The organism is Paenibacillus sp. FW101-FHT12H11 (genome assembly GCF_058790355.1).
The window spans coordinates 892,308-914,989 of sequence record NZ_JBYTCO010000002.1; the positions used below are offsets into that span (position 1 = coordinate 892,308).

General features: G+C 47.6%; 22 protein-coding genes. 9 read left to right on the forward strand and 13 right to left on the reverse strand.

Annotation, left to right across the window (positions count from 1 at the left end; genetic code table 11):
* Window positions 1-1,221 precede the first annotated feature (1,221 nt).
* On the reverse strand, window positions 1,222-2,361 hold the full coding sequence (locus AC3WTJ_RS09845; RefSeq protein ID WP_492521601.1) for a glycerate kinase: 1,140 nt from the start codon (window positions 2,359-2,361) through the stop codon (window positions 1,222-1,224).
* A gap of 29 nt (window positions 2,362-2,390) precedes the next feature.
* Window positions 2,391-3,275 carry an NAD(P)-dependent oxidoreductase gene (locus AC3WTJ_RS09850; protein WP_181646437.1) on the reverse strand — a complete coding sequence of 295 codons (885 nt, stop codon included), beginning with the start codon at window positions 3,273-3,275 and terminating at the stop codon, window positions 2,391-2,393.
* Window positions 3,276-3,457: 182 nt separating this feature from the next.
* Between AC3WTJ_RS09850 and AC3WTJ_RS09855 the strand changes: the two genes are divergently transcribed.
* Genes AC3WTJ_RS09855 through AC3WTJ_RS09865 form a run of 3 tightly spaced genes read left to right on the forward strand, consistent with a single transcriptional unit; the run spans window position 3,458 to window position 6,074 of the window.
* The gene (locus tag AC3WTJ_RS09855) at window positions 3,458-3,787 is read left to right on the forward strand and encodes a PadR family transcriptional regulator (RefSeq protein WP_181646443.1); all 330 of its coding nucleotides are present in this window, start codon (window positions 3,458-3,460) and stop codon (window positions 3,785-3,787) included.
* A gap of 17 nt (window positions 3,788-3,804) precedes the next feature.
* Window positions 3,805-4,521: a pentapeptide repeat-containing protein gene (locus tag AC3WTJ_RS09860; protein WP_492521602.1), complete on the forward strand. Its 717-nt coding sequence runs from the start codon at window positions 3,805-3,807 to the stop codon at window positions 4,519-4,521.
* A 26-nt stretch (window positions 4,522-4,547) separates the two neighbouring features.
* A complete protein-coding gene (locus AC3WTJ_RS09865) occupies window positions 4,548-6,074 on the forward strand; it encodes an MDR family MFS transporter (protein ID WP_492521603.1) in 1,527 nt (508 codons plus the stop codon).
* A 92-nt stretch (window positions 6,075-6,166) separates the two neighbouring features.
* Here the strand turns inward: AC3WTJ_RS09865 and lacZ are convergent, their stop codons facing one another.
* Window positions 6,167-9,310, reverse strand: coding sequence for a beta-galactosidase, LacZ type (gene lacZ, locus AC3WTJ_RS09870; RefSeq protein ID WP_492521604.1), 3,144 nt, complete (start codon window positions 9,308-9,310; stop codon window positions 6,167-6,169).
* 134 nt (window positions 9,311-9,444) lie between these two features.
* Between lacZ and AC3WTJ_RS09875 the strand changes: the two genes are divergently transcribed.
* Window positions 9,445-10,299 carry an AraC family transcriptional regulator gene (locus AC3WTJ_RS09875; RefSeq protein WP_492521605.1) on the forward strand — a complete coding sequence of 285 codons (855 nt, stop codon included), beginning with the start codon at window positions 9,445-9,447 and terminating at the stop codon, window positions 10,297-10,299.
* A gap of 48 nt (window positions 10,300-10,347) precedes the next feature.
* On the opposite strand, the gene AC3WTJ_RS09880 is transcribed toward AC3WTJ_RS09875, so the two are convergent.
* Window positions 10,348-10,638, reverse strand: coding sequence for a hypothetical protein (locus tag AC3WTJ_RS09880; protein ID WP_407872009.1), 291 nt, complete (start codon window positions 10,636-10,638; stop codon window positions 10,348-10,350).
* Between the two features lie 167 nt (window positions 10,639-10,805).
* Here AC3WTJ_RS09880 and AC3WTJ_RS09885 point away from each other — a divergent pair, with 167 nt between their 5' ends.
* On the forward strand, window positions 10,806-11,393 hold the full coding sequence (locus AC3WTJ_RS09885; protein WP_407872008.1) for a 50S ribosomal protein L25: 588 nt from the start codon (window positions 10,806-10,808) through the stop codon (window positions 11,391-11,393).
* 65 nt (window positions 11,394-11,458) lie between these two features.
* Here the strand turns inward: AC3WTJ_RS09885 and AC3WTJ_RS09890 are convergent, their stop codons facing one another.
* Both AC3WTJ_RS09890 and AC3WTJ_RS09895 read right to left on the reverse strand, forming a co-directional pair.
* Window positions 11,459-11,662: a YodN-related protein gene (locus AC3WTJ_RS09890; protein WP_407872007.1), complete on the reverse strand. Its 204-nt coding sequence runs from the start codon at window positions 11,660-11,662 to the stop codon at window positions 11,459-11,461.
* A gap of 61 nt (window positions 11,663-11,723) precedes the next feature.
* Window positions 11,724-11,912: a hypothetical protein gene (locus AC3WTJ_RS09895; RefSeq protein ID WP_492521606.1), complete on the reverse strand. Its 189-nt coding sequence runs from the start codon at window positions 11,910-11,912 to the stop codon at window positions 11,724-11,726.
* 205 nt (window positions 11,913-12,117) lie between these two features.
* Between AC3WTJ_RS09895 and AC3WTJ_RS09900 the strand changes: the two genes are divergently transcribed.
* The 3 genes from AC3WTJ_RS09900 (at window position 12,118) to AC3WTJ_RS09910 (ending at window position 14,453) form a co-directional block, all read left to right on the forward strand.
* Complete coding sequence (locus AC3WTJ_RS09900) at window positions 12,118-12,708, forward strand: TetR/AcrR family transcriptional regulator (protein ID WP_492521607.1); 591 nt, start codon at window positions 12,118-12,120, stop codon at window positions 12,706-12,708.
* Window positions 12,709-12,722: 14 nt separating this feature from the next.
* Window positions 12,723-13,157, forward strand: a complete 435-nt coding sequence (locus tag AC3WTJ_RS09905; RefSeq protein WP_492521608.1) for a DoxX family protein — start codon at window positions 12,723-12,725, stop codon at window positions 13,155-13,157.
* Between the two features lie 393 nt (window positions 13,158-13,550).
* The gene (locus tag AC3WTJ_RS09910) at window positions 13,551-14,453 is read left to right on the forward strand and encodes an AraC family transcriptional regulator (RefSeq protein WP_492521609.1); all 903 of its coding nucleotides are present in this window, start codon (window positions 13,551-13,553) and stop codon (window positions 14,451-14,453) included.
* A gap of 70 nt (window positions 14,454-14,523) precedes the next feature.
* Here AC3WTJ_RS09910 and AC3WTJ_RS09915 read toward each other — a convergent pair whose 3' ends face one another.
* The 5 genes from AC3WTJ_RS09915 to AC3WTJ_RS09935 all read right to left on the reverse strand — a co-directional run bounded on the left by AC3WTJ_RS09915 (window position 14,524) and on the right by AC3WTJ_RS09935 (window position 19,978).
* Window positions 14,524-15,567 (reverse strand): glycoside hydrolase family 88/105 protein, encoded by a 1,044-nt coding sequence (locus AC3WTJ_RS09915; RefSeq protein ID WP_492521610.1) that lies wholly within the window; start codon window positions 15,565-15,567, stop codon window positions 14,524-14,526.
* A gap of 177 nt (window positions 15,568-15,744) precedes the next feature.
* Complete coding sequence (locus AC3WTJ_RS09920) at window positions 15,745-16,611, reverse strand: sugar phosphate isomerase/epimerase family protein (protein ID WP_492521611.1); 867 nt, start codon at window positions 16,609-16,611, stop codon at window positions 15,745-15,747.
* 40 nt (window positions 16,612-16,651) lie between these two features.
* Window positions 16,652-17,512: a sugar phosphate isomerase/epimerase family protein gene (locus tag AC3WTJ_RS09925; RefSeq protein WP_492521612.1), complete on the reverse strand. Its 861-nt coding sequence runs from the start codon at window positions 17,510-17,512 to the stop codon at window positions 16,652-16,654.
* Window positions 17,513-17,542: 30 nt separating this feature from the next.
* Window positions 17,543-18,601, reverse strand: a complete 1,059-nt coding sequence (locus AC3WTJ_RS09930; RefSeq protein ID WP_157318251.1) for a Gfo/Idh/MocA family protein — start codon at window positions 18,599-18,601, stop codon at window positions 17,543-17,545.
* A gap of 162 nt (window positions 18,602-18,763) precedes the next feature.
* On the reverse strand, window positions 18,764-19,978 hold the full coding sequence (locus AC3WTJ_RS09935; RefSeq protein ID WP_492521613.1) for an MFS transporter: 1,215 nt from the start codon (window positions 19,976-19,978) through the stop codon (window positions 18,764-18,766).
* Between the two features lie 204 nt (window positions 19,979-20,182).
* Here AC3WTJ_RS09935 and AC3WTJ_RS09940 point away from each other — a divergent pair, with 204 nt between their 5' ends.
* A complete protein-coding gene (locus AC3WTJ_RS09940) occupies window positions 20,183-20,953 on the forward strand; it encodes a DeoR/GlpR family DNA-binding transcription regulator (protein WP_492521614.1) in 771 nt (256 codons plus the stop codon).
* Between the two features lie 81 nt (window positions 20,954-21,034).
* Here the strand turns inward: AC3WTJ_RS09940 and AC3WTJ_RS09945 are convergent, their stop codons facing one another.
* Window positions 21,035-22,003, reverse strand: coding sequence for a quinone oxidoreductase family protein (locus tag AC3WTJ_RS09945; RefSeq protein ID WP_492521615.1), 969 nt, complete (start codon window positions 22,001-22,003; stop codon window positions 21,035-21,037).
* A gap of 106 nt (window positions 22,004-22,109) precedes the next feature.
* Complete coding sequence (locus AC3WTJ_RS09950) at window positions 22,110-22,532, reverse strand: VOC family protein (RefSeq protein ID WP_315949006.1); 423 nt, start codon at window positions 22,530-22,532, stop codon at window positions 22,110-22,112.
* Window positions 22,533-22,682: the final 150 nt, after the last annotated feature.

Sequence of the window (22,682 nt, forward strand, 5' to 3'; positions counted from 1 at the left end):
GACTGGCCGAAGAGGGAAAGTCGATACACGCAATAATTAAAGATTATATTGGAAAAATATTCATAAACGTGCACATTTCCGCCAACTACCTTGAAAGCGGCTCCAATTTTTCCCCTAGATATACTGCTCAAAGTGGCTATTATTGGTTATTCGCTGCCTCCTTTCGTCTTAACTAAGTAACTTCATGTTGCTTCGTCCATGTTTCTCACTACCTCTCAAATGATACATTGTGTATATTTTATTTACCAAATAAAAAACCGTTATTTTTGTTCAAGAAACAGTTATATTCCTGAAATGGACGGAATGGTCCTTTGTGAGAGCTTGAATGAGCGGGGTTTTGCTCGTGCGATGGGTGCTCGAAAAGCGAGTCAACGAGCGCTTGCTCGAGCGATGGGTGCTCGAGATGTGAGTGATAGTCGGTCGAAGAGGGAGCGATCACCCGAGAAACGGGAGATTGTTCTTCGGCGTTGCTTTAGGGGAACTGCAGGACACTATTCCAATGAAAAGAGGCATGTTCCACTTGTTTGGGGAACTACAGGACACTATATTGCCACTTTCCCGCGATAAACATGCCATAGCGGCAAAATAAGACCCCACAGTTCCGCTCAACGTGGAAAAGGCTCGTTTTCCTCAGAATAGGGGACGCTAGTTCCCTCTAGCTGTGAACCCATAGCGGAATTCCCGCTATGCTCTTTTAAATTTGTTTTTGGCGAGTAAGGTGGAAGTTGGCTGTACGGTGAGTAGGTTGATGGGATAGTGCGGGGTTGGGAAAGTAGCTAACTGTGACCTGACGGCATTCTCAGGGAACTACAGGACTCTATTCCCCTGAAAAGAGGCATGTTCCACTTGTTGGGGGAACTACGGGACACTATATTGCCACTTTCCCACGATAAACTTGCCATAGCTGCAATATAAGACCCAACAGTTCCGCTCAACGAGGAAAAGGCACGTTTTTCTCGGAATAGAGGACGCTAGTTCCCTCTAGTGAAGCCATAGCGGAATTCCCGCTATGCTCTTTTAAATTTGTTGTTGGCGGGTAAGGTTGAAGTTGGCTGTACGGTGAGTAGGTTGATGGGATAGTGCGGGGTTGGGAAAGCAGCTAACTGAGACCTGACGGCATACCATGTTGACATTAGGCTACAATGTTTGCTCAAAAAAAAGCCTGCCTATCCTCCGGCGCAATCGCGGGAAGAAAGACAGACTTTTTCAAAAAGTACAAGCTTACATATTCCGAGCAGCCAGATAAGTCCGCATGACCTGCTCCGCTTTTTGCGTCAGCAGCTCCTCGGTCCTTTCCATCGCTTCATGCAAGGACATCGGTCCATTGACGATACTATGGATGCTCGTGATGCCATGGTTATAGAGGGACTCTACGCCGGGTCCGATGGAACCGCTCAATACAAAAACAGGAACGCCAAGTTTCTGCGCCGCTTGAGCAATCCCCATGGGAGCTTTGCCGGAAGCCGTCTGTGCGTCAGTTCGGCCTTCTCCCGTAAACACGAGAGATGCCTCCTGCAAGTGCTGGCTCAGGTCGCTTTTGTCCATGACAATCTCAACGCCGCGCTTAACGGTTGATGGGAAAAAAGCTTGGAACGCGCCGCCAAGCCCGCCCGCAGCCCCTGCACTAGGCAGATGGTGTACGGCTATGCCTGTGTGCGCCTCGATGATATCCGCCCAATGGCGGAGCGCCTCATCGAGCTCTGGCAACATCTCAGGGGTCGCCCCCTTCTGAGGGCCAAACACATAGGACGCTCCTTGCGGGCCGATGAACGGATTAACCACATCAGAGGCAATCGTAAAACTCGACTCCGCTATTCTGGCGTCCCAATCCGCAGCATCTATGCTGCGAATTTTCGCAAGACCTAGCGCACCATGAGGGACAGCTTGTCCTTCCGCATCCAGGAGCGCCAACCCAAGCGCTTGAAGCATGCCGCTTCCTCCGTCATTGGTCGCGCTGCCGCCAAGCGCCAAAATAAACTTACGATACCCATGATCCAAAGCATGTTTGATAAGCTGCCCTGTTCCGTAGGTCGTCGTCAGCCAAGGATTTCGCTGTTCCTCTGAGATCAAATAGAGCCCTGAAGCCGTAGCCATCTCGATGACACAGGTTTCATTGTCTCCAAGAACGCCGTATTCGGCTATCACATTGTCCAACAAAGGCCCGCTTACTGAAACGTTGATTTTGGTCCCCTGTGTCGAGCTAATGAGACTGTCTACGGTTCCCTCGCCGCCGTCAGCCATCGGAACAAGCACCGTATCCGATGACGGTGCAGCCTTCTGAATGCCTTTCTCTATAGCTAGAGCAGCCTCTTTCGCGCTTAAACTGCCCTTAAAAGAATCAGGTGCAATGACAATTTTCACGGTCGTCCCTCTCCCCCGAGCTTTTTCGATCAAAGCTTGCTTATTAGCTTATACAATGCATGTGTCCCGCTGTCTTCTTCCCCACTGGCCGCAAGCTGCTCATACAGCGATTTGGCCAGAGCAAGCCCTGGCAGCTTCGCATTCATTTCTTCAGCCGATTGAAGGGCAATTTTCATATCTTTAATAAAATGTTTGACATAAAAGCCAGGTGCAAAATTGCCGGCGATCATCCGCGGCGCCAAATTGCTTAAAGACCAGCTGCCTGCTGCGCCGGATTCAATGCTTTTTAGCACCGTAGCAGGATCTAATCCTGATTTCTCTGCATATACAAGCGCCTCAACCACGCCCATCATATTGCTGGCAATGGCGATTTGGTTGCACATCTTGGTATGCTGGCCCGCTCCCGCTTCCCCTTGATAGACGATATTCGTGCCAATCTTCTCAAATAACGGTAAAACCGCATCAAACGCATCGCGCGATCCGCCAACCATGATCGACAATCTCGCTTCTTTCGCTCCAACATCTCCGCCTGAAACAGGCGCATCGAGTGAGAATAACCCGCGGGAACGCGCTTCATTTTCAATTTGTTTGGCAAGTTTGGGCGAGGACGTTGTCATATCGATGACATAGCTTCCTGGCTTAGCGTTCTGCAGGATACCATTTTCGCCTAAATAAATTTCTTCCACATCACTAGGGAAACCTACCATCGTGATAATGACATCACACTGCTGAGCCAATTGTCCAGGGGAATCCTGCCAATGTGCACCCTGATCAACGAGGTCCTGTGCTTTGGATCTTGTCCGATTGTACAGATGAACTTGATACCCTGCCTTCATAAAATGACCTGCCATGCTTTTACCCATAACACCCGTGCCTACAAGTCCTACTACGGTTTGTGCTGGATTCAATGCCACGCAAAAAACCACCTTTCTAAATAAACACACAATTCCAACGGGATACTGCGCAATTTTTCCCAATACTTCTTCTAACTTATCATCCCCGTTCTGTGCGGTCAATGAAAGATGTGTATCCTCCGCAGTACTACATTGACAGATATAGTACTCTTGAATATAATGTAAAACAGGAGGTGAGGATCATCTTTGACTTAAAAATAACGTCTGAGCTTATTCGCGGGCATACCGATAGCATCATTCTTAAGCTTTTAATGTCAGGTGATAAGTATGGCTATGAAATTTCCAAGCTTGTGCAAGTAACCACAGGCGGAGAATACGAGCTCAAGGAAGCTACCATGTACGCCAGCCTCAAACGCCTTGAACAGGAAGAGAACATTACTTCTTATTGGGGAGACGAAACGCAAGGCGGCAGAAGAAAGTATTACCGGATCACCGACAAAGGGCAAGAGACATTTGATACGAACAAGCGGAATTGGGAACATGCAAAAAGCATCCTCGATTTATTCATATAAGAAAGGTGGAATCACCCATGAATACCAAGCTTTCTGCTTATTTGGACGAAGTTTTCTCTAATTACGAAGATTTAAAGCCAATTCGGGAGTTAAAAGAAGAGCTTTTTCATGACTTGCAGGAAAGATTCAGCGACTTGCAAAAGGATGGCCTTGATGAAAAAGCCGCTTTTGAGCGAACAATCGCCTCTATTGGCGAAATTTCCGAGCTCATCGGAAGCATCCATGCCAGTACGACGAAGCTGCAGCAAATCGTTGGCATTGATTTTTCGAAACAAAATTTGCAAAAGTCGGATTTAAGAGCTGTTCAGGTTCACGACGGGAAGTTTAATTACAGCAACCTGCAGGGCTCTGATTTTAGCCATTCGGATTTAACGAATGCTTCTTTTAAATGCAGCAACTTGGACAATTGCAATTTTGACGGCTCCAATTTGACCCATGCCAAGATTCAAAAGTCCAACCTCAAGGGAGCTACTTTCCGGAATTGCCAATTTAACCACACCGACTTCAGCTCTTCGGAGTTGGCGGGCGTATGTTTGGATAACCTAACTTTTACCGGAACTATTTTTCATTATACAGGGTTAAAAGAAACCTCTTTCCGCAACGCCGTTTTTCAAAACTGTTCGTTTAAAACCGATGTCAAAAAAACAATTTTTGACGGGGCTAAGATGGATAAAGGCACATATGCCGTTTTAAAAGGCTTTAAAGCAAATCTCACGCAGGTTACCATCATTTAATTAAGAAAGCGGGGAATACCACCTTCATGTCAACACAAACCAAAAATAAAGGAATAGGCATTGTAATCGCCGGGCTTCTGCTTGGCATTCTGATGGCATCCATGGATAACACCATTGTAGCAACAGCGATGGGTACCATCGTAGGGGAATTAGGAGGCTTGGACAAATTCGTGTGGGTCACTTCCGCCTATATGGTCGCCGAGATGGCCGGCATGCCGATATTTGGGAAATTGTCCGATATGTATGGACGAAAGAAGTTTTTCATCTTCGGGATTATCGTATTTATGCTAGGTTCCATCTTATGTGGAACGGCTAATTCCATTATTGAACTCAGCATTTATCGTGCGATTCAAGGGATTGGCGGCGGTGCGCTGGTACCTATTGCTTTTACCATCATGTTCGACGCCGTTCCGATAGAAAGCCGCGGTAAACTAGGCGGATTGTTCGGCGCCGTATTCGGTATGTCCAGTATTTTCGGTCCCTTGCTAGGCGCCTATATTACGGATTATGTGAATTGGAAATGGGTCTTCTACATTAACCTGCCGCTCGGTTTAATCGCGTTTATTTTTATCGCTTTCTTTTACCGCGAATCCGTTGAGCATTCGAAGCAAAGAATCGATTGGTGGGGCGCTTTGACACTTGTCGGGGCCATCGTCTCCCTTATGTTCGCGCTTGAATTAGGCGGCAAAACATATGCTTGGGATTCATCGTTTATCCTCGGATTATTGGCACTGTTCGCCGTGTTAGCGATCATCTTCATTTTCGTAGAACGCCGCGCTGCCGAGCCGATTATCTCATTTGCCATGTTCAAAAGCCGGTTGTATGCTTCCAGCAATGCCGTAGCCATTTTTAGCGGCGCCGCTTTTATTACGGCTTCTGTTTATATCCCCATCTTCGTTCAAGGTGTGCTTGGCGGAACAGCGACGAACTCCGGCCTAGTTTTACTGCCCATGATGTTAGGTTCTGTCGTCACTGCAACAGGCGGCGGTTTCTTAATGACAAAAGTGAGCTACCGCAGCATTATGATTCCTACCACTCTTATTTTGGCAGTTGGTGTTGCTCTGCTGACGACGTTATCTCCTGAGTCGCCACGCTGGCTCGTAACGATCTATATGATTATCGTTGGTTTAGGTATCGGGGCTTCCTTCTCGGTATTGAGCAATGCCGCCATTCATCTCTTTGATGCCAGACAGCGCGGATCGGCCTCTTCCACACTAAATTTCCTTCGTTCCTTAGGAATGACGCTGGGAATCACCGTGTTTGGAATTATCCAAAGCCACGCATTCACTAGAAAGCTGACGGATGCCTTTGCGGGGCAAGGCGCAATGCCTGCAGGTATGGCTACCAGCGACCCGCATACCTTGCTCGATCCAACTAAACGTTTGGACATTCCTGGTCCTATTTTAGAAAAAATCACCAGTGCTCTATCGTCTTCTATCGTTCTCACATTCGCATGGACAATTGTTCCGGCAGTGATCGCCTTCCTTTGCGCGATTGCCATGAGCAAAGAGAAACTTGATCCGACTCAAGAACAAGGCGCAGTATCACATTAACTACAAAAAGAGGGTGCCCTCATAGCCATCGAAATGGCGAGGTACACCCTCTTTTTAATTGTGTTTTACATCCTTGCTCAATGGCAGCACAGTTAGACTCCTTTAAAGCTGAACGAGTACGCATACGTGCGATTGGCGAACAACGTAAACTCCGGATGCGTTCTTGCCCCCCAGCTATCATCTCCGCCAACGCCCATCTGCTTGTAATTCACGCGCAGCACTACCTTTTCGCTGACCGGCAGCTTATAAGGATGGTCATGAGCTTCCAATTCCGAAGGCGAATACGGCAGAGCATTCAATTCCACAGTCGGCAGTCCCGTAATACGGAGTCCGCGGCCTGTGTTATCCGTTAATGTCGCCCAACGCACATCCGTTTTGTTTCCGCATTCTTGCGGACGTAAGTACGGAACGAATTGCTCCTGGACGGTTCCGCTGTGCAGGGCAAGCTTCGCTCCTGTCGCGCGATCCCAGTGATTTTCGTGTGGCCCGCGGCCGTACCAGCTTAATTGCTGGAAGGCATGGTCCAACTCGAACATCATGCCGATCTCCGGAATCTCTGGCAGGTTGGCGCCGGGAACTAGCCCCATGCGCACCTCGACCTCCCCATCCGGCGATGCCGTGTACACCAAGTTCACTGTTGAAGCCGGCGTTGTAGCAAGCTCATAATAAACATGAACTTCGGCGCGGCCATCCCTGCCAGATTTCGCTTGCAAGGATTGCAGCGTTCTTCCGCTGCCTGCTTCTTGCCATGGCGCGCAACGAATGTGATGCTTGTTGCCACGGTCGTTATCCGTGTAGGCGCGCCAGAAATTAGGCGCTGGGCCTGTCAGGAACAACTCAGTTCCTTCGTAGAGATAGGAAGTGATATTACCGGTTGCCGCTTGGAATTGAAGCGAGAAATTGCTTCCTTTCAGCGTAATCGAATCGTTCGTTGCGGCAATTTGCACAGCATCAAGCTCAGATACGGCTGCAGCAGATTCTGCGTGCGCAACGAAATCAACATGCGCCCACGCTTGACGGACAGGCATCAGGAATTGCTCCCACGCGACCTCATGCCCTTTTGGTGCCCATAAGGCATCAACTTCCAATTGAAGGCTGATCGTAAGCACGTACTCGTCACTTGGACTGGCTGCTTCGTACGCATCCAATTCGAGTTCAATTGTGGACGTTTCTCCAGGCTTCACAGTAAATTGACCGCGCTTCGCTTCACCAACAGCAACGCCATTACGCTCGATCGTCCACGTCCAATTGAACTCATTAAGATCCGTGAACAAGAATTGATTCGTCACAGCGACTTGGCCTTTTGCCAGATCAACCGGTGTAATCTTCACATTTTGATAGCACTTTTTAACTTCATAGATTTTCGGCGAAGGTGTGCGATCAGCGAAAATTAGACCGTTGCCGCAGAAATTGCCGTCATTCGGCGTATCCCCGAAATCGCCGCCATAAGCTTGATAAGTCACACCGTCAGGCGTTGTTGTACGGATGGATTGATCGATCCAATCCCATATGAAGCCGCCTTGGAGAACCGGATACTTCTCAAACAGCTCCCAATATTTAAATAAATTACCGCAGGAATTCCCCATCGCATGGCTGTATTCACATAAAATAAACGGTTTCTTCGGCTTGTTATTCGCGTACTCTTCAATTTTGTCAATCTTGGAGTACATTTGACTTTCGATATCTGAGGCCGCCTCAGAGTCCCGGCAGTGGAAAATCCCTTCGTAGTGAACGATTCTGGAAGGATCGGCCTCACGCAGGAAGTCATGCATGTTAATAAAATTATCCCCGCCCCATGACTCATTCCCGAGCGACCAAATCACAATCGAAGGATGATTTTTGTCACGTTGCATCATGGAATTCGCGCGATCCAGGACAGCCCCCGTCCATTCAGGCTTGCTGCCTGGAACCGTGTCTCCCTCTTCCTCCTGGGCGTAACTCCATGATCCGTGCGTTTCAAGATTCGTTTCATCAATGACATATAGTCCATACTGATCACATAGCTCATACCAACGTGTATTGTTCGGATAATGGGACGTTCGGACCGCGTTAATATTAAATTGTTTCATCAGCAAAATATCAGCGATCATGCTATCGTTATCGACACTGCGGCCGCGGTCTGTATCAAATTCATGGCGGTTGACGCCTTTGAATACGATGCGCTCACCGTTGATTTTCATCAAGCCATCGTGTATTTCGAACTTACGAAAACCTACTTTGCAGCTCTCCGTTTCCAGAAGGGTTCCATTCTCGTCCTTCAAGCTCAAAACCAGCGTGTAGAGGTTAGGTTTCTCCGCGCTCCATTGTGCCGGATTTTCCACCTGAACGGACAAATCCACATCCTGCTTCTGGCTGCCGCTGAGTTCAACGGCCGCGGATAAAGGAGATGACCATAACGGCTTTTGTTCACTGTCATATAAAACAGCTTCTACGCGGTGCGTTCCTGTGCCAAGAGCATCATAGTTCGTAACTTTCGCCTGAATGCGCAGTTCGGCATGTTCTAAAGCTTCGTCCAAATCCGTCAGTACCTTGAAGTCCGCAATATGTGCGACAGGTGTGGCGTAAAGGTAAACATCGCGGAAAATCCCGCTCAACCGCCAGAAATCCTGATCCTCCAACCAGCTTGCATCGCTCCACCGATAGACTTCAACAGCGAGCTTATTCTCGCCCTCAACCAGGTATGGCGTAATATCAAATTCCGCGGGTGTGAATGAGTCTTGGCTAAAACCTACGAAATCCCCGTTCACCCAAACATAAAAAGCGGATTCAACCCCCTGAAAACTCAAGTACACAGGCCGCTCTGCCCAAGATGCCGGAATCGTAAAGCTCCGGGAGTACGAGCCGACAGGATTATACTTCACAGGCGCATAAGGTGGTTTCACTTCTTCGTGACCTACCCATGGATAGATAATATTCGTATATTGCGGAAAATCAAAACCTTGCAGCTGCCAATGGGACGGCACCGCAATGTCGGACCAGCCGCTGCAATCGTAGCCGTTCTTATAGAACTCCTGAGGCCGCCCCTCAGCATTCTCTGCAAAATGAAACTTCCACGTTCCATTCAAAGATTGATAGAACTCAGAAGCTTCCCGAACTCCTGCAAGCGCTTCTGCTTCCGACCGGTAAGGCATCAACGTTGCATGCGCTTCCAAACGGTTCAGTTGAAAAATCTGCGGATTGTTATTCCATTCCGGATAACCGTTCAAAGGCGCTGTATAGACATACTTATTAGCCATGGATTAATACCTCACTTTATTGGTGTTGTATAATTTTCATCAACGATGTATTTATTGTAACTGACAATAATCTCTTTTAAAATATAAGATACTACGCATGACATATTAAAAAATGAAAGAGGTGACTATCAGATATGGCTATAGACTACAGGAAGTTTTTCGTCATCACCGAAACGGACCGCAAGCTGCCACTGATCCTGGAAACCGTCGGCTATGAGAGTCAGCAACACTATTATAAACGCGAGGAAGGTTATCCCTGCTTTCATTGGCTGCAAACAATTGAAGGTGCCGGAGAAATCATCCTCGACAATCAATCCATCAAGCTTGGCGAGAATCAAGGCATGCTGCTCGCCGCGGGCATTCCGCATGAGTACAAAGTTCTCTCCTCCAAATGGTCGACTTGGTATTTGACCTTTGACGGCGCACTCGCCGCCTCCATCGTTTATGCCTTGGAGTTCCCGTTATCCACCCAAATCAGCTGGGGGACAGAAACTCCGCTGGCTAACATACACGAATACTTTTACGAAAAATATCGTTATAGCTATGATTTCACGGGAATGAACGGCTCGCTGGAAGTTTATCAATTTCTCACTTTGCTCAAAAAACACGGAAACGTCAACAAAAGCGCCTCTTTCTCGCAGAGTCATGAGCGCTTATTGCCGCTGTTATTTCAATTGGAGCAAAACTTTGGTTCCGCAGATGTCGGACTTACCTGGATGTCTAATGAGCTCGGCGTCAGTCCGCAGCACGTCAATACGCTTTTCCGCAAAGCATTTGGCTTATCCCCTTATCAATACCTGCTGCAGCTGCGGCTTCAGAAGTCCAAAGAACTGCTCATTACCGGGCATAACTTGACGATTAAGCAGATCGCGGAAACTACGGGTTTTCTGGATGCTTCGCATTTTATTTCAACTTTTCGTAAGTCCGTAGGTTTAACCCCTGAGGTTTTCAGAAATCAATATCATAAAAATCAAATAGAAAAAGGATAGACCGAGTCGCCTCGGCTATCCTGATCGTATCCATCGCGTATTATAGATTTAATGATTTGGCACAAACTCACTATGAATTTCAATCAATGTTTGGACGAAAATCTCAAAATCATTTTTACTAGAAGAAAATTTGAAATCGGTTACACCAGTGTTGAAATCAATAACCGTGAGCGCCACGCGGTTCAAGGGATACTCTGGAATCGGCTCAGAGGCAAGAGTAATATTTTTGAAAGGGTAAATAGACGTTTCACCGTGTAAACGCAGCACAGTTAGATGATCATCTCTTAACTCCAACGAAATATGTTGATCAGAATCAGTGAAACTTTTCAGTGTACTCATCCTTTATCAATCCTCCTCTTGTCCTCTATTTTACTCTCAAATGGAAAGATAAAGAAGCCCAAAATAAAAAAAATCTTCCTATTTATTTCCTGTTTCACTCCTCACGCTAGCGGGTAAATGAATATAGGGCTGAACGCCGCTCTAACTACGCTACGGAGGTGCCGAACATGAGCACAACGATTTTACTATCTGAACGAACAGGTCCCGTGAAGAAACTGAGAGAACAAGGTCAAGTTCCCGCTGTAGTTTACAGCTCTCGTATGGATTCCGAACATGTCACCGTCCCGGAAAAAGAAATCCGAGCATCCCTGAAACGCAATCCGCATGCTATTTTGAATGTAGCTTTGCCCTCGAAATCAAAGGAATCCGTCATTATCCATCACGTCCAGAAGGATTCTCTGACTGGCCAATTGCTGCATGTCGACTTTTTGCAAATTGATATGAAAGAAAAACTGGATACCGCGATTGCCATCCAGTTTATTGGAGAAGCCAAAGGTACGAAGGAAGGCGGCATTCTCCAAGTAGAGTCGCATGAAGTCATGATACGATGTATGCCTAATAAGCTGCCAGAATCACTTGCACTTGACATTAGTACACTAAGCATTGGTGAACATCTCACCGTAGCTGATCTTAAAGTACCCAAGAACGTTGAAGTTCTCTCAGATCCTGAGACTGTTCTTGTCACCATACTTGGCACACAAAAATTGGACACGACCCCTGAGGCCGATGCACAATCTGAAGCTGCCACCGAATAAAGGTGTCTATGAAAACAGACTCTGCGCAATAGAAGCGCTAGAGTCTGTTTTTCGTTTCAATGGAGTTAGGCGTTGCCATATGCGTGCATCTGGCTGCTCATCACCTTCGAAACGATTGATTTATGTTTTTCGGCCCTAGCTACAATCACTTGCAAACTATTGCGAATTTCTACAGCTTCGTCTAAATATTCCTTATCTCCAAATATCTCATAGAGCCTAAGATAATCATTATACTCATCCAACCATTGATCGAAGTAAGAAGATGTCATAATCTATCACTCCCTTAGATCCATGATAGAGTATAAACATTAATTTTTTATTATAAATATATTAATTTTCTTCTTTTTGTTGCAAACCTGTTCCGCAAATGATGAGGATAGCTACAAATAAAAGCACCCCGAACGCATCCCACCATAGGCTTCCCGCAACGTCTGGAAGACTTCCGATAGCGATAATAAGTACAGGGCAGAACCACAGCATTTTTTCTAATATACCACGAATTGCTTTTCGTCTTTGCAAGATGTACGACCCCTATATGCTGCAGTATGTTGTTTAGACCTGACAACGTATACTCTTCGAAGTTTATACCACCTTTCTGTCCGTCCGAGATACTCAAAAGACCATCCAATTCATGGAAACTCCCCCCGATTCTTTGCTATTTACAAACCGATGGTCGGTATTTATAATAAGGTTATTGCAACGATATGAAGAAGGAGTGATTTTATTGAAACAAGAGGAGCGCAGGCAGCAAACAACGGGAGTCCTGCTGACATCAGCCAAAGAGCTCATCCGGGAAAAAGGGTGTGAGGCGATCACCATGAAAGACATTATGGACCGCTCCGGTTTGTCCAAAGGCGCTATTTTCCATTATGTGAAAAGTAAAGATGAAATCTTCGCCTGGGTGCTGCAGGAACGATTGGATGCAACCAATGAACGCTTTCAGGCTGTCGTGCAGCAAGGCGGCGCAACGTTCGAAGGACCGATGCAGAAAATCCTTGAAAATCTCCGGGCACTGGACGATGCACAGGAAGTGACCAACAAAGTGTTGATCTATTTGCTCGGTAAAGAAGATCAGCCGGCAGTTGCCGAAACGCTTAAGCTGTACTATGAACGCTCCGTGCAGGTATCTAAGGAATGGATCGTTACTGGCCAATCACACGGAGTTATTCCGGAATCGGTGGATGCCGAAAAAACAGCCGATTTGTTTGTTCTTCTTTCTCTCGGATTACGCGTCCGTTCCACAATTCCGATGGTGACTGCGGGGTTTCAACTCGAAGATTTTGCCAGTATGATGACACAATTACTGAAAAAATAGAAGGAGGACTTGCAATGATTCCTTTTTATGCCTTGATTGTCTCCTATCCGATATTTTGGGTACTCGGATTGCTTGGTGTCTCCCATTTTGAAGGCTGGCATACGCCTATGCAGAGCGCTGTCGCCGTCATGCTGCTGCTAACGGCCTCCGCTCATTGGGGAAAAAGACGGCCGGACCTCATCCGCATGGTTCCCCCGGCTTTCCCAAGACCTGGCTTGATCGTCACCGTCACGGGTTGGTTGGAAATTGCCGCTGCGATCGGCATCCTGTTTCCAGCCACATCCCGTATCGCATCCATCTGCCTGATGGTGCTGCTCGTCGCCATGTTCCCCGCCAATGTGCGGGCGGCTCGCCATAAACTAACGATTGGCGGTGAGCCCACGCCTTCGCTGCTTGTCCGCACGGTTTTGCAGCTTGTTTTTCTTGCTGCGATTTATTTGGCGGGTTGAGTGGGCAGCTCCCACGCCTCTTGTTGGCCGCGGGTCATTAGTAAGACAATCATCCAACCCTTTGTATGCAACCCACAGTGACTCAATCTTCTAACCCACCCAAGTAGCCACTGCTCTGTAACGGACCTCACAGCCGTTATTCGCACTAATTTGACCATTTCTCAACTCTAACGGACTACAATGTCGTTATTCGGCAAATCATAACCAATTTTCACGATATTAGCGTGAATAGCGGCTCTGGCGTCCGTTAGAATTTTGCGGAAGCATATTTCCTCGCAATAACGGCTGCCCGGTCCGTTAGCCGAAATTCAGGAGCTACTAAAAAAAACTTGTCGACTCGCAAACCAATCTCGTATAGTAGATGCAGTTACTGAGAACAAGGAGGCGATCTTCGTGAGCACAACGATTCCTACAACAGTCCGTAATTACGCCATTGACGACTTTACGAATCATTTTCTGGCGAATTATCCTGTGCACTGCGAGCTCCGCAAGTCGCCGCTTCATCAACAGCTGCTGCATGCCCATAATGGGTATGAGTTTTATTTTGTACTGCAGGGGACAGGCTCTTACATTGCCGGTGATCAATTATATCCCCTGCACGCCGGCACACTGACAGTCATCCAACCAGGCGTCATTCATCGTCCCTATCATGTGCTGGATCAGGATTTCCACAGATATGTCCTTTCCATCGATGAATCTTATATGGAGGGCATTCACGCGCTTTGTCAAACGACAGACTTGTCGATCTCCGGATTCTTAAAAGCGATGCATCCCGAGTCAAGCCATCACTTTTTGTCCGTTCAACAGCTGGACCAACTGCATATGCTGCTAGCCGAGCTGGAACAAACGCTAAAAGACAAGAAGCCGCACTTCGAGCTAAATGTGCTAAAATGCCTGGCAGAATTTTTTCTCCTGCTGCTTGGTTTACATCATGATGTTGCAAGCTCCAATAGGTCGGAAGATCAACAGTTGATCGGTAATGTGCTCTCTTACTTGATTGCGCATTATCAAGAGGATTTGCATGTTGAAGACCTGCTGGTGCTTTTTCCCGTTTCGCGCTCCAGGTTGTTTAACTTGTTCAAAGAAACCACAGGCAGCACAATGAAACAGTTCCTCTCCGACTATCGATTGAATAAGGCAAAACGACTGCTTGCTGAAACGGATTTACCTGTCACCGAGGTCGCGGCGGCCACGGGGTTCGGCGATATTTCGCATTTTTTTAGCGTGTTCAAAAAAAGTACTTCCCTGACTCCCAAACAGTATCGCAAGGAAACAGTAAGTGGTACCCGAACTTGAAATTGAATATACAACTTCAAATAAAACAAGCCAGAAAGTCTGAATAGACCTTCTGGCTTGTTTACTTACTTTACTCTCCCGAATCCCGGCAAGTATCGGCTAGCAACATGAGCGCAAGTCCTTGCCCATACAAAGTCGGATACTGCGGAATCTCTTGATAAGCTGCGATGCTTTTCATGACCGGAGTACCTCCAGAGACGCCAGACACGACGCCATCCTCCGAAATGGAGGAAAGCACTGCGGCCAAAGCCCGATCAGCAGCTGACTGATGCCGGTCATTACGTTCGATGAGGCAGATCTCCATCGCTTTTCGAATGCCATAGCCGATCCCCGCACTACCGGATACCTCCCGGTAAAAGTCAGGATGATCCATCACTGTGCTCCACAAACCGTCCTCTTGTTGATAAGAAATAAGACCGGAGATTAAGCGCTCATATCGTTCTTTAAGTTCAGCAGGAACAGGAATGAGCTGTCCGATCTCCTTCACGATCAATGGAACACCTGCCGCAACCCACGCATTGGCCCGTGTCCACCGTGCAGCGGACATATGATCCGCGGAGTCGCAGTTCCATCCGTGAAACAAAACACCGCTGCTCTCATCTTGCAGCACGCTGAGATGAATGAGCACCTGCTGCAGCGCCTCCTCGGCATATTTCGTGCTGCCAACAAGAGACGCGGTCCGAGCCAGGAACAATACGGCCATAAATAGGGTATCTGCCCACACCTGCTCGGAGAATACCGCATTTTCCGTTACCGTATGTTCAAAAGCCATCTCCCTCGTACGAGGCGCCTCCGCGATCATCCACTCCGCGATCCGAACGGCCTCATCCCGGAACCATTCGTCTTCCTCAAGCCGGTACAGGGCAGGAAAAATCGCAAATGGGGCAACCGAATTAATCACCTTCGTCCCTTTCGCCTTCTCCTTATTCCGCTCGATCCACTGCTTCAGATAAGACAGAACTTCAGGCTTACCTATAGCTTCATAATAGTCAAGCATCGCGATCAACCCAACGCCCGGCACCCAATCCCAATGCTCAATGTCCATGCCCCAATTTCCGGTGTGATCTTGCATCATTTCCTGCCAAACCTTTTGCGCAGCGTTTGATAATGTCAAGAAAATTCAGCTCCTTTTTATATACACAAGCCCATAAGATTTAATTGTTTATAGAACCACTTTACCATCTATTCACTTCTAAACGCTTGGGCTTCCGTCTAAAAAAAGTGGGGAAAAGTCCAGATCTGAACATAAAAAAAGACCGAGGATAACATCATATCCTCAGTCCCGCTTTTATCATTGGTATTTCCGTATAAATGCAATAGCGCTGGCAATATCCTTCTCCGGCTGCTCGCCAACTTCACGTTCAATCGTCAAGTAGCCTTTGTAGCCAATGTCACGCAGCGTTTGGAAGTATCGCGCGAAATCAACATGCCCTTCGCCCAGCGCAAGCTCTCGGTAATACAGCCCGGACGTTGCATCCTCGGCGATTTGCTCATGGCTCATCGGCTTGTATCCCAGAGAGCCGTACACTTCTCGCGGGTCAACCTGGCGCAAGCGAACGCCGTCTTTTACATGCGTATGGACGATATAATCTTTCAGCGTGATAATGCCTTGAACAGGATCATCGCCTGTTACCATAACCATATTCGCAGGGTCGAAGTTAACCGAAACTCCGTTGGTAGACAGGGAATCCAGGAAGCTTTTCAAATGCGCTGCAGGTTCCGGACCGGTTTCGATGGCAAAATAAGCGTCCAAGCTTTTGGCATATACCCCTAATTCCTCACAAGCCCGGTGCATCGTCTCATAGATCGGATCGTTGGTTTGGTCAGGTACGACTCCGATATGCGTTGTGACCACTTTGGTGCCAAGCTCAACGGCAAGATCCAGAATACGCTTGGATTTCTCGATTTTCTCCGCATTCACAGAAGCATCCTGGAAACCATGACCGCCCAAATCTCCACACAGTGCTGAGATTTCAAGCCCAAGTGAGGCAATGTACTCTTTCAGCTCTTTACGTGCTCCGGAAGATAAATTCGCCGGGTCCATCTCGCCGGAAACAGCATAAATCTGTACCCCGTCAGCGCCAAGCTCTTTCGCTTTTTTCAAACCGTCCCGTACGCCAAGCCGGAGACTGTCCACCATGATACCAATTGGATTCATTCGAATTGTCAACACCTTTCAGAAAGCTATGAATGACTGCCTATTCCATATCTTCCCATAGTCTTTTAATATTTTGCAACCCGATCAACGTACCCGTTCTGCACTCTTCCATCCCTTCAAACTCCAAGGAAATGTAACCGTCGTAACCAGAGTCCTTGATCACGCGCAGCACTGCTCTCATATCGATATCTCCGTGTCCTACAATAGCGCCGCGGAGGTAATTCCCCTGCAAGGTCTGGAACCAGCCTTGACCTGGATTTTGATGAGACGGACGCAGATAAAAATCTTTGATATGGACCATTGAGGCATAGGAAATGTTATTTTTCACAGCTGCCACTGAGTTCTCGTCCGCACACATGAAATTGCCCACATCCAGCGTCGTCCGGAAATTCGGACGGTCAACCGCTTGGATTAATGCTTGAACCCGGTCACTGTGCTGCACAAAATAACCATGATTTTCAACACTTGTCGTAATGCCGTAAGTCAGCGCATAGTCAGCAATTTGACGGCAAGCTTCGGCCATACGATCCAGCTGTTTATTGAAATTGGCAATCGAACGGTCTGCGCTTTGCGCGACATCGTGCCGCATCTTTTTGACGCCGAGTCTCGCCGCGAGATCCACTTCACCTTTTACCCGCTCAATTTCCTGCTGATAAGCTTCTTCAGAATCCGTTAGAAAATTAGCGCCAATCGCGTAATTGGAAATTTCGACGCCGCGTGATGCCGCCTTTTCGCGAATGCGATCCGCCAGCTCCAAGTTACCGGGCAAATCATAACCCAGAGGCACGATTTCAACGTGCTCTCCGCCTTGATCCGCAATCCAATCGATAACCGCCATGATGTCCATTTCGCCGGACTTCAGCGCTTGAAATAAACTATACGTACTAACGCCCAATTTCATGTGAGTACCTCCATGCTAGTTTCTACCGGACTATAATTTGATTTCTTGGCCTTTCGCAGCCGATTCATAAATACCGCACAACATTTTCATCATGTTAACGCCGTCTTCAACAGGACTAATCGGGGTGCTGCCCGTTTGGCAGCTCTCGATGAAATGATTAATTTCATTTTGGAAAGCCTGCGGTACATTGATCGATTTCGCATCCGTTTGTGGGGACACATTCAGAATCGTATCGTGCATTTCCGTGATAAAAACAAGCTCAGGCTCAATTTCCACGCCACCCTTGTCCCCATAAAGCTTAACGGCGATCTCATCCTTTTTGGCGTGCAGCGTAAAGCTGACATCAACCAGCAACGATGCTCCATTTTCAAAACGAATCAAGGCATTCGCCATGTCTTCAACTGTATTGTGGGCTACATCATAATCAGCCGCTTTGTAAAAGGAAAGATTGCGAACATTCGCACGGTTCCCAAGCTTATTGTACGTATTCCCGCTGACGGAAACCGGCTTCGGTCTGCCCATCATATACCAGCATAAGTCGATGACATGCACGCCGATATCGATCAAAGGCCCGCCGCCAGAACGTTCCGAATCCGCGAACCAACCGCCTGGGTTGCCTAAACGGCGAATACAAGACGCTTTTGCATAATAAATTTCACCCAAATTATCGTGATCAATGAACGATTTGACCAATTGAGCATTCGCATCATAGCGGCGGACAAAACCTACTTGCAGTGTTTTGCCCGATTCACGTACAGCGTCTTGAATGCGGAGCGCTTCCTCAACGGTTTTACAGAGCGGCTTCTCAACTAAAACGTGTTTGCCTGCGCGTAAAGCCGCAATACTGATCTCAGCATGCGTATTATTCCATGTACAAATACTAACGGCATCAATCTCTGGATTAGCGAGCAATTCATGATAGTCCGTGTAGATATGCTCTATGTTATATTTGGCTGCTTTATCCTCAGCTCTTTGACGATTAAGATCACACACCGCGTATAAATTAGCGTTGGCCTGTTTCACGTAGGACTCGAAATGCATTTCGGAAATCGAACCTGCTCCAATTACACCAATATTCAACTTGTTCATACTCATAGCAATTTCTTGCCTCCTTGGTTGTCTTATAAACTCAGAATACCATGGTTTTCGCCTAGGTAGAATGTATAGGATGAGCAAGAGCATGGACTATTTGTTCAAAATCGACGAAAGACCCGGCATCCTAAGAAAGCTACGCCAGGTCCATTTCTAGACTTACACCGACACCGTTTTCGAGTCTGTCCGGCGCCCTTGCTCTTTTAGCATAAAGAAAATATTCATAAGACCAAACAGCAGGAAACAAATCCAAGGAAGCGCACGCCAACCAAGTACCGTCCCCAAATCGTACAGATAGCCGCCTCCCACATTACCGAGCATAGCGCCGATAGACAGCGCAAAACTATTAAAACCGAAATAGCTGGCTATACTCCCGCTCCCTGCAAACTCAGACACCATCGTATTCATCATCGGCTGCAAAAAAACTTGGCCCATCATAAACGCAATAACACCGGCATAAATCCCGATCATGGTCCCCGTCATCCCAATCGTGAAAAGTCCTGCAGCAAGCAGCAGTGTTGCGAGTGACAGAACGCCGAAAGGCTGCATTTTGGATTGGCCCAGCTTGGCAAATGGAACCTGAAGCAGCACCATAACGACAGCTCCGCAAGAGTAAATCAGGCCGATATTAGCCTCCGGCGCAATTTGATTCACCCGAAACGGAACGGCCATATAGAGCTGCGCGACAAGCGACCACGATATCATGGTGAACACCATAAAGCGGCGGAAAGCACGATTAAGAAGCACTTTTTTCATCTGCGGCAGCATGCGAGCGTCCTGCGGTTTCTGTTCATTTTTAATTCGCGGCAATAAAAGAAGGCTTAAGAAGAAGGAAAAGACAAAAATCAGCGTCGCCGTCAAACTCACATATTTAAAATGAAACCCCATTAAAAGCGCACCCAAAACGGGTCCCACGACAAACCCCTGATTGCTCAGCATTTCACGAATCGCATAAACGGTGATCCGATTTTGAGGAGTCGAAAGCGCTGCATAATACGCATAACTGGCCGGTTGAAACAACGCCGCGCCCAACCCGGAGAAAAAACAGGCAATAATCAAGCCAGGCACATGGTCAACGAAGCCGAACATCCCGAAACCAAAGGTCCGAATCAACAATCCGATCAAAATCGTCCGCTTATAGCCAATCCGATCAGCCAATGTGCCGCAAAAGGCAGAAAGCCCCTGTTGACTAAGACTGCGTATAGCCGATATTACGCCCACAATCGTCACACTCAGCAGCAAATCGTGCAGCAAGTAGGAAGCTAGCAGCGGAATCATCATATAAAAGCCAACCGCCATGCTGAATGTATTCATAAACATGACCCAGAAGGGCAGTTTAATGTCTGTTAGCTTTTTCCAAAGATGGCTTATCATAAAGCACCTCGTTTTCGTCTGCGATGTGTCAATCTCAACAAGATACCTGATTCGAAGAGGATTGCCTATGGGCTTTCTTTGTATAAGCTTGGGTATATTATTGCTGCCAATTTTGATATACTCAAATGACCAATCAAACAAACAAGAACAAACACAAATGCACGTAAGAATTTTTCAGGGAATACAATAGAAGGCGGGGGAACAATGTTATCCGAGGTTAGACATTCCAAAATCATCGAGCTGCTGAATCAGGCAGGTTCAATCAAGGTTTCTGAGCTGAGCAAAGCTTATCAGGTAACCGAGAAAACGATTCGCGAGGATTTAGAGAAATTAGAGGCTTCCGGTATTTTGAAAAGAGTACACGGCGGGGCCGTTCTCGTCGAAAGCTCGAATTCGATGCTGCCGATTCATAAACGAAGAGTCCGCCAGCAAGCGGAGAAAGAACAGATTGCCGCAGAAGCTTATCAATGGATTGAGGACGGCCAAATCATCCTGCTCGATGGTGGCTCTACGACGCTGGAGCTTGCGAAGCTCATCCAACACCGCGCGCTAACTGTGATTACGAACGATACGAAGATTGCCGCTACTTTGGCGGAAAGCGCTCATATCGAGTTGTGTATGTTAGGCGGTTACCGACGCAAAGGCACTTATACGATTATTGGGCCAAGCGCCATCCAAATGGTCGACGAGCTTAATGTCGATATTGCTTTCCTGGGATGCACGGGCATTGACTTGGAACGCGGCATCTCCGTGTTTCACCGGGATGAGGCGGAGCTGAAGAAGCGAATGATCAAAGCTTCGAAGAAAAAGATTCTGCTTACAGATCATACAAAATTTGATCAGACTGCACTGATTTCATTTGCTTCGCTGAAAGAGATTGATCTATTGATTACTGATGCCGAGGCCGACGATCAGTTAATTGCGAGGTATTCCGAGCAAGGGCTTGAGGTTCGCAGAGGGTTCATGCAAGAATAGGCGGAACTGCATCCCTCTATTAAAATAAGGCCATCTCATCCCGAAGAAGTACATTCACTTCGTGATGAAATGGCCTATTGGTTATGGGACGAGCACAATTTTCCCGGTGCTCTGCCTGCTTTCAATGAGGCGATGCGCTTCAGCGCCATCCTTCAAAGGAAAGCTCGTCAGGCCGCCCATCTGAATGATGCCTTCGCGCAGCGCTTGAAACAGCGCCTCTGCACGCTCGATCCGATTGGCCAAAGTGGTCACATGGTTCCACAAATCGCCGCCGGTTAACGTCTTCGAAGAATCCATGAGCATTCTTGGATCTACATGCGGCGGATCTCCTCCCGCCATGCCATAGAACACGACTGTCCCCTTCGTTCTTACAGCCGCAAAGCTCTCCATTAACGTTGAGCCAACGGAATCATAAACAACGTTAGCGCCTTGTTTCTCCCCCGTAAAGCGGATCACTTCCTGCACCCACTCCGTGTCGTAACCGAATACAACATCTGCGCCAGCTTGCAGTGCGGCCGCCTGTTTGGCTTCCGATGAAGTCAAGCCGATGACCCTTGCCCCTTTGCTCTTGGCGAGTTGAATCAATAATTGCCCCACACCTCCTGCCGCGGCATGAACGACGACATCGTCGCCTGCCTGAACGGCATAGCTGTCATTGACTAAGTAATGCGCCGTCATCCCTTGAAGAAGGAGGCCGGCGGCTTGTTCGAAGGTAATATCGGATGGCACCGGTATAGCCCGGTCAACAGGCACAGCGACCAATTCACTGTTCGCAAAAGGAACATCACAAAAGGCGATACGATCGCCAACCTGAATATGCGCCACATCCGGTGAAACTTGTTCAACGACCCCAGCACCCTCATATCCTAGTATAAAAGGGGGTTTCCCCGCCAAATGATAGTTTCCCCGTCTACGATAAACATCAGCGAAATTGAGTCCAACTGCCTTGGTCTTGACTATGATATGTCCTAACGCCAGGCCAGGGTCAGGAATCTCTGCATACCGAAGCACTTCCGGACCGCCAAATTGTTCAAATATTAATGCTTTCATCGTTTCCCTCCAAATGACTCGTCTATCGTCAAAATTGTATCACACCCCCTCATTATTACAAAAAAGCCCTCCAATCCAGTTGAACTGAAGAGGAGAGCGCATTATGTTACAACGGGTTTTCTCCCGTGCTTTGGAAAAACTCAAGGATTTCACCGTTCAAGCCTTTGACAAAGGCGATTCTAACCGGTGTCGAAGGATTGCTGCCTAAGACAACATCTTTCGGTTCCACCGTCACAACCGCGCCAGCGGCAACTGCTGCGGCAACCGCCTTGTCTACGTCATTGCTGCGGAAAGCAACGTGGAAGTAGGAACCTTCAGGTTTCACTTCACCTGTTCCTCCAGCAAAAACCTCCATATAGTTGCCGTCTCCGGAGTCCAGCAACGTAATTCTTTTATCCCCTTCGCCCCAGCTTGTCTTTTCCGTAAAACCTAAGCCCTCGGTATAAAACTTCACCGTCGCTTCAAAATCATTCGCTCTTAACGCAAGGTGGTGAAAGCCACCGCCGCCGATTTTCTCATTCGTACCCACTTGATAAGCCTCCTTTGTCATCAGTACATGCCCTACCTTCAAGAGTATAACTGATAGCCAGATGTTAGAAAATGACTTACCTCGAGGTAACTAAGTTTCCTGTACGTAATGAGACTTGCTATGGTGCTAGGTGTCCTGCATTCGAAGTAT

Bases quoted from the DNA above. Each gene is read 5' to 3' on its own strand.
- AC3WTJ_RS09875 (WP_492521605.1), top strand. From the start codon at position 9,445: ATGGCTATAGACTACAGGAAGTTTTTCGTCATCACCGAAACGGACCGC.
- lacZ (WP_492521604.1), bottom strand. From the start codon at position 9,310: ATGGCTAATAAGTATGTCTATACAGCGCCTTTGAACGGTTATCCGGAA.
- AC3WTJ_RS09905 (WP_492521608.1), top strand. From the start codon at position 12,723: ATGATTCCTTTTTATGCCTTGATTGTCTCCTATCCGATATTTTGGGTA.
- AC3WTJ_RS09930 (WP_157318251.1), bottom strand. From the start codon at position 18,601: ATGAACAAGTTGAATATTGGTGTAATTGGAGCAGGTTCGATTTCCGAA.
- AC3WTJ_RS09890 (WP_407872007.1), bottom strand. From the start codon at position 11,662: ATGACATCTTCTTACTTCGATCAATGGTTGGATGAGTATAATGATTAT.
- AC3WTJ_RS09920 (WP_492521611.1), bottom strand. From the start codon at position 16,611: ATGAATCCAATTGGTATCATGGTGGACAGTCTCCGGCTTGGCGTACGG.
- AC3WTJ_RS09925 (WP_492521612.1), bottom strand. From the start codon at position 17,512: ATGAAATTGGGCGTTAGTACGTATAGTTTATTTCAAGCGCTGAAGTCC.
- AC3WTJ_RS09885 (WP_407872008.1), top strand. From the start codon at position 10,806: ATGAGCACAACGATTTTACTATCTGAACGAACAGGTCCCGTGAAGAAA.
- AC3WTJ_RS09860 (WP_492521602.1), top strand. From the start codon at position 3,805: ATGAATACCAAGCTTTCTGCTTATTTGGACGAAGTTTTCTCTAATTAC.
- AC3WTJ_RS09880 (WP_407872009.1), bottom strand. From the start codon at position 10,638: ATGAGTACACTGAAAAGTTTCACTGATTCTGATCAACATATTTCGTTG.
- AC3WTJ_RS09945 (WP_492521615.1), bottom strand. From the start codon at position 22,003: ATGAAAGCATTAATATTTGAACAATTTGGCGGTCCGGAAGTGCTTCGG.
- AC3WTJ_RS09935 (WP_492521613.1), bottom strand. From the start codon at position 19,978: ATGATAAGCCATCTTTGGAAAAAGCTAACAGACATTAAACTGCCCTTC.
- AC3WTJ_RS09865 (WP_492521603.1), top strand. From the start codon at position 4,548: ATGTCAACACAAACCAAAAATAAAGGAATAGGCATTGTAATCGCCGGG.
- AC3WTJ_RS09940 (WP_492521614.1), top strand. From the start codon at position 20,183: ATGTTATCCGAGGTTAGACATTCCAAAATCATCGAGCTGCTGAATCAG.